Origin of the sequence: Actinomadura sp. HBU206391 (assembly GCF_014323665.1) — a bacterium.
In the GTDB taxonomy this organism is placed as follows: Bacteria; Actinomycetota; Actinomycetes; order Streptosporangiales; family Streptosporangiaceae; genus Actinomadura_C.
Map to the genome: position 1 here is coordinate 1 of NZ_JABVEB010000306.1, position 5,932 is coordinate 5,932.

Genomic DNA, 5,932 nt, shown 5'->3' on the forward strand with positions numbered 1-5,932 from the left:
TCGACGACGGCCTCGCGCTCGGCGTCCGAGGCCCGGATGGACGGCTTTTCCGGGATCACGCCGTCGGGTTCGGCGGGCGACGTCATGCCGGTCACGCTATCGGAACGGGATGATCGCGCCCATCCGTCAAGAGGATGATCCTTCCGGTCCGTGTGAACGTGCGGGCTGGCATAAAGGAATGAACTGCGGTTCAATTCTTAGGTGGCCTACCGAAGAACCGCACGGGTGCAGGCCCGGCTGAGCGCGTCCCGTGAGCGGATCCTGTCCGCCGCGCTGGCCCTCCTGGCCGAGCACGGCTATGCGGGCTGCTCGGTCGCCGCCGTCGCCGAACGGGCGGGCATCGCGACCGGCAGCGTCTACCGCCACTTCCCCGCCAAGGCCACGCTCGTCGCCGAGGTGTTCCGCACGGTCTCGCAGCGGGAGGCCGACGCCCTCATCCGAGCCGCCGAACAGGAGCATGGCGCCCCGGCGCGGATCGCGGCCATGATCGAGACGTTCGCGGGCCGTGCGCTGCGCGCCCCGCGGCAGGCCTACGCACTGCTCGCCGAACCCGTCGACCCGGCGGTCGACGCCGAACGCCTGATCTTCCGCCGGCTGAACCACACCACGTTCGCCCAGGTGATCGCCGACGGCGTCGCCGACGGCGAGCTGCCGCCCCAGGACGTCGAGGTCAGCGCCGCCGCCCTGGTCGGCGCGATCGGAGAGGCCCTCGTCGGCCCGCTCGCCGCCGGCTCCGCCGGACCGGACACCATCCCCGCACTCATCGCCTTCGCCCAACGCGCAGTAGGAGCCGGCCATGACACATGAAGTGATCAATCAGGTCCCCCCGCTCGTCGGCCACGACGCCGCCGACGACCCCGCCCTGCTCGACGGGCTCGACCGCGAGGGCGCGGGCTGGGCGGCCGAGGAGGTCCATGAGCTGGGCCGGCTGGCCGGCACCCGGCAGGCGCAGGAGCTGGGCCGGCTGGCGAACGAGCACCCGCCCGTGCTGCGCACCCACGACCGGTACGGCGACCGGATCGACGAGGTCGAGTTCCACCCGGCCTGGCACGAGCTCATGCGCACGGCCGTAACGCACGGACTGCACGCGGCGCCGTGGGCGCAGACCCGTGAGGGCGCGCACGTCGCCCGGGCCGCGAAGTTCTACGTCTGGCGGGTCGACGCCGGGCACGGCTGCCCGATCTCGATGACCTACGCCGCCGTTCCCGCCCTGCGCCAGGCCCCCGAGCTGGCCGAGCGGTTCGAACCGCTGCTCACCGCCGGGTCGTACGACTTCGGGCTGCGTGCGCCGCTCACCAAGTCGGGACTGCTCGCCGGCATGTCCATGACCGAGAAGCAGGGCGGCTCGGACGTGCGCGCCAACACCACCCGCGCCGTGCCCTCAGCCGACGGCGACTATCGGCTCACCGGCCACAAGTGGTTCACGTCCGCGCCGATGTGCGATGTCTTCCTGACCCTCGCGCAGGCCCCCGGCGGGCTCACCTGCTTCCTGGTGCCGCGAGTGCTCCCGGACGGCTCGCTGAACCCGCTCCGGCTGATGCGGCTGAAGGACAAACTCGGCAACCGCTCGAACGCGTCCGCCGAGGTGGAGTACGAAGGCGCCGTCGCCTGGCGGGTCGGCGACGAGGGGCGGGGCGTCCGCACGATCATCGAGATGGTCAACATGACCCGGCTGGACTGCGTGATCGGCGCCGCGGGCGGGATGCGGCACGGCGTGGTCGAGGCCGTCCATCACGCCTCGCACCGCAGGGCCTTCGGCCGCTACCTCGTGGAACAGCCGCTGATGCGCAACGTGCTCGCGGACCTCGCGGTGGAGTCCGAGGCGGCGACCGTCCTCATGACGCGGCTGGCGGGCGCAACGGACCGGTCCGTACGCGGCGACGACACCGAGTCGGCGTTCAAGCGGCTCGCGCTCGCGGTCGGCAAGTACTGGGTCTGCAAGCGCGCGCCGTCGCACGCGGCCGAGGCCCTTGAATGTCTCGGCGGCAACGGCTACGTCGAGGACTCCGGCATGCCGCGGCTGTTCCGCGAGTCGCCGCTCAACTCCATCTGGGAGGGTTCGGGCAACGTCGCCGCGCTCGACGTGCTGCGCGCGATGACCCGGGAGCCGCAGGCGGTCGAGGCCTTCTTCGCCGAACTCGACGCCGCGTCCGGCTCGGACCGCCGGCTGGACGAGGCCGTACGGTCGCTGCGCACCGCACTGGGCGACACCGGCGACATCGAGTCAGGGGCCCGCCGGATCGTCGAGCGCATGGCCCTGACCCTGCAGGGCGCGCTGCTGGTCAGGCACGGCCATCCCGCGGTCGCCGACGCGTTCTGCGCGTCGCGGCTCGCCGGCGACTGGGGCCGCGCCTACGGCACCCTCCCGCCGGGGCTGGACCACGGCACGCTGATCGAACGGGCCGCCCCCAAGATCGGATGATCCGGCCCGTTCCGCGGGGCCGGCGCGAGAGCGGCGATGACGCCGCGGAGCCCGCGGCACGCCGTCACAGTGGCCCCGTGCCACGATTGGAGCATCGTGTTCACTGTCCGGATCGCCGTCCGCGGCTACGAGCTCGACACCCAGGGACACCTGAACCAGGCCGTCTACCTGCAGTACGCCGAGCACGCCCGCTGGGAATGCCTGCGGGCCGCGGGCATTCCCGGCGACAAGATGCTCTCGACCGGGATCGGCCCGGTGCAGCTGGAGTGCACGATCCGGTTCCAGCGGGAGCTGCGCGGCGGGGACGAGACCGACGTGAGCTGCGAGTTCATCTGGGGTACCGGCAAGACGTTCCGCATCCGGCAGGAGGTGCGCAAACTCGACGGCACGCTCGCCGCCGAGATCACCGGCATCGCGGGCCTGCTCGATCTCCGCGAGCGCCGGCTGGTCGCCGACCCGGGCGGCCGTCTGCGCTCACTCGCAGGCGATCCGGCCGTTCTCAGCCTGGGCTGACGGCCGAGGCGGGGCGGGGCGGCATGTCGGCATAGGGTCAGAGGGTGTTCGGGCCGATCGCAGAGACCATCGAGACCGAGCGGCTCACGCTGGAGCCGCTCACGGTGAGCCACGCCGACGAGATGAGGGAGGTGCTCGGCGACCCCGAGTTGCACGCCTTCATGGGCGGCGAACCGGCCACTCTCGCCGAGCTGCGCGCCCGCTACCAGCGCCTCGTCGCGGGGCCCGCGCCGTTCCACCAGGAGGGCTGGCTCAACTGGGTCGTCCGCAGGAACGACGACATCCAGGCGGTCGGCACCGTGCAGGCGACCGTCACGCCCGGCGCCCAGGGCCCCCAGGCGAGCGTCGCATGGGTGATCGGCGTGCCGTTCCAAGGCCGTGGCTACGCCTGTGAGGCCGCCGCCGCCCTGGCCGGCTGGCTGCGGGACCACTCGGTGGCCGGTCTCGTCGCCAACATCCACCCCGACAACCTCGCGTCGGCCGGAGTCGCCAGGCACATCGGCCTGCACCCCACCGACCAGTACGCCGGCGACGAGGTCGTCTGGCGCGGCTGAGGCGAGCCGCTTTCACGATCATCACCATGCGTCATGCCTGCGCCACGGAGCGGGACGGCGGGCCACGGCCCGTGGACGGGCGCCGAGTGATCACTTTCCCCGTCCATACGGGTGAAGTCTGATGAAGTCAACTGGCGACCTGGGTAAACTCTGGTGCTGTTCGCGTACGCCTGCGGGTACGGGACGTGACAAGGGGCCGTGACCACCGCGGATTCGGACAGGGAGTTGGCAATGCGCGAGGTCTGGCCCGGGCAGCCGTACCCCCTTGGCGCGACTTGGGACGGCACCGGTACCAATTTCGCGCTCTTCTCCGAGGTCGCCGAGCGCGTCGAGCTCTGCCTGTTCGACAACGGCGACGAGATCCGCTGCGAGCTCACCGAGACCGACGGATTCGTCTGGCACGGATACCTCCCGGGCATCGGCCCCGGCCAGCGGTACGGCTATCGCGTGCACGGCGCCTACGACCCGGCGCTGGGAGACCGCTGCAACCCCGCGAAGCTGCTGCTCGACCCGTACGGCAAGGCCATCGAGGGGCAGGTGCGCTGGCACGAGGCGCTGTTCTCCTACCGGTTCGATCACCCGGATCCCTCCGATCCGCAGGCCGTGAACACCGACGACAGCGCGCCGTACATGCCGAAGAACGTGGTGATCAATCCGTTCTTCGACTGGGGCGACGACCGGCCGCCGCGCACCCCGTACCACGAGACGTTGATCTACGAGGCGCACGTGCGAGGCCTCACGAAACTGCACCCGGCCATCCCGGAGGAACAGCGCGGCACCTACGCGGGGCTCGCCCACCCGGCGCTGATCGAACATCTGGTGGATCTCGGGGTGACGGCCGTCGAGCTGATGCCCGTGCACCAGTTCGTGCCCGAGCACTCCCTCGTCAAGCGGGGGCTCACGAACTACTGGGGCTACAACACCATCGGCTTCATGGCACCGCACAACGCCTACAGCGCCTCCGGCCAGCGCGGTGAGCAGGTGCTGGAGTTCAAGGCGATGGTGCGGGCCCTGCACGAGGCGGGCATCGAGGTCATCCTCGACGTGGTCTACAACCACACGGCGGAGGGCGACCACCTGGGCCCGACGCTGTCGTTCCGCGGGATCGACAACGCCTCGTACTACCGGCTGCGCGACGACGACAAGCGCTACCTGGTCGACTACACCGGCTGTGGCAACAGCCTCAACGCGCGGCACCCGCACTCACTCCAGATGATCATGGACTCGCTGCGCTACTGGGTGCTGGAGATGCACGTCGACGGGTTCCGGTTCGACCTCGCCTCGGCGCTGGCCCGGGAGCTGCACGACGTGGACCGGCTCGCGGCCTTCTTCGACCTCGTGCAGCAGGATCCCGTGGTCTCGCAGGTCAAGTTGATCGCCGAGCCCTGGGACGTCGGCGAGGGCGGCTACCAGGTCGGCAACTTCCCGCCGCTCTGGACGGAGTGGAACGGCCAGTACCGCGACACCGTCCGCGACTTCTGGCGCGGGGAGTACTCCACGCTGCCCGAGTTCGCCTCCCGGCTGACCGGCTCGTCGGACCTCTACGAGCACAGCAGCCGGCGGCCGGTCGCCTCCATCAACTTCGTCACCTGCCATGACGGGTTCACCCTCACCGACCTGGTCTCCTACGACGACAAGCACAACGAAGCCAACCGCGAGGGCAACCTCGACGGCACCGACGACAACCGGTCATGGAACTCCGGCGCCGAGGGCGACTCGGGCGACCCGGCCGTGATGACCCTGCGCGCCAGGCAGAAGCGCAACTTCCTGGCCACGCTGTTCCTGTCACAGGGCGTGCCGATGCTGCTGGCCGGCGACGAGTCCGGCCGCACCCAGCAGGGCAACAACAACGCCTACTGCCAGGACAACGAGATCTCCTGGGTGCACTGGGCCGAGCCCCAGGAGGAGCCTGAGGGCGCGCCGCCCTCGAACGGGTCGCACGCGCGCGACGTCGCCGAGCTCGAGTTCGTGCGCACGCTGTCGCGGCTGCGGCGAGATCATCCGGTGTTCCGGCGGCGGCGGTTCTTCCAGGGGCCGCAGTCGGGGCGTGACGGGGTCCGCGACATCGCGTGGCTGACGCCGACCGGCGAGGACATGACCGACGAGGACTGGAACACCGGCTACGCCAAGTCGCTCGGCGTCTTCCTCAACGGAGACGCCATCACGGAGCCGGGTCCGCGGGGACAGCGGGTCCGCGACGACTCGTTCCTGCTACTGATCAACGCGCACTCGGAGGACATCTCCTTCACGCTTCCGGGCTCGGAGTTCGGCGAGCGCTGGGAGTTCGCCCTCGACACGGCCCATCCCCGGAACGTGGACGAGCGCGAACCGGTGAAGGCCCGGGACCGCGTCAAGGTGCCGAGCCGGTCGCTGCAGGTCCTGCTCCGCCGCGCCTGACCCCCCGCCCCGAGGGGCGCGGCCCCCGTCGTGATCATGCAGTTGA

The 5,932-nt window shown here is 70.8% G+C and carries 5 protein-coding genes; all 5 read left to right on the plus strand.

The genetic code is table 11. The features are described from left to right. Positions 1-201 precede the first annotated feature (201 nt). The 5 genes from HKK72_RS34910 to glgX all read left to right on the plus strand — a co-directional run bounded on the left by HKK72_RS34910 (position 202) and on the right by glgX (position 5,886). Positions 202-807, plus strand: coding sequence for a TetR/AcrR family transcriptional regulator (locus HKK72_RS34910; RefSeq protein ID WP_187238681.1), 606 nt, complete (start codon positions 202-204; stop codon positions 805-807). Continuing rightward, positions 797-2,422 carry an isovaleryl-CoA dehydrogenase gene (locus tag HKK72_RS34915; protein ID WP_187238682.1) on the plus strand — a complete coding sequence of 542 codons (1,626 nt, stop codon included), beginning with the start codon at positions 797-799 and terminating at the stop codon, positions 2,420-2,422. Before HKK72_RS34910 ends, HKK72_RS34915 begins: the two co-directional genes overlap by 11 nt. 96 nt (positions 2,423-2,518) lie before the next feature. Continuing rightward, the gene (locus HKK72_RS34920) at positions 2,519-2,935 is read left to right on the plus strand and encodes an acyl-CoA thioesterase (RefSeq protein ID WP_315987599.1); all 417 of its coding nucleotides are present in this window, start codon (positions 2,519-2,521) and stop codon (positions 2,933-2,935) included. Between the two features lie 44 nt (positions 2,936-2,979). Then, on the plus strand, positions 2,980-3,489 hold the full coding sequence (locus tag HKK72_RS34925; protein ID WP_187238683.1) for a GNAT family N-acetyltransferase: 510 nt from the start codon (positions 2,980-2,982) through the stop codon (positions 3,487-3,489). 231 nt (positions 3,490-3,720) lie between these two features. Continuing rightward, positions 3,721-5,886 carry a glycogen debranching protein GlgX gene (glgX, locus tag HKK72_RS34930; protein WP_187238684.1) on the plus strand — a complete coding sequence of 722 codons (2,166 nt, stop codon included), beginning with the start codon at positions 3,721-3,723 and terminating at the stop codon, positions 5,884-5,886. Positions 5,887-5,932: the final 46 nt, after the last annotated feature.

Bases quoted from the DNA above. Each gene is read 5' to 3' on its own strand.
- HKK72_RS34915 (WP_187238682.1), top strand. From the start codon at position 797: ATGACACATGAAGTGATCAATCAGGTCCCCCCGCTCGTCGGCCACGAC.
- glgX (WP_187238684.1), top strand. From the start codon at position 3,721: ATGCGCGAGGTCTGGCCCGGGCAGCCGTACCCCCTTGGCGCGACTTGG.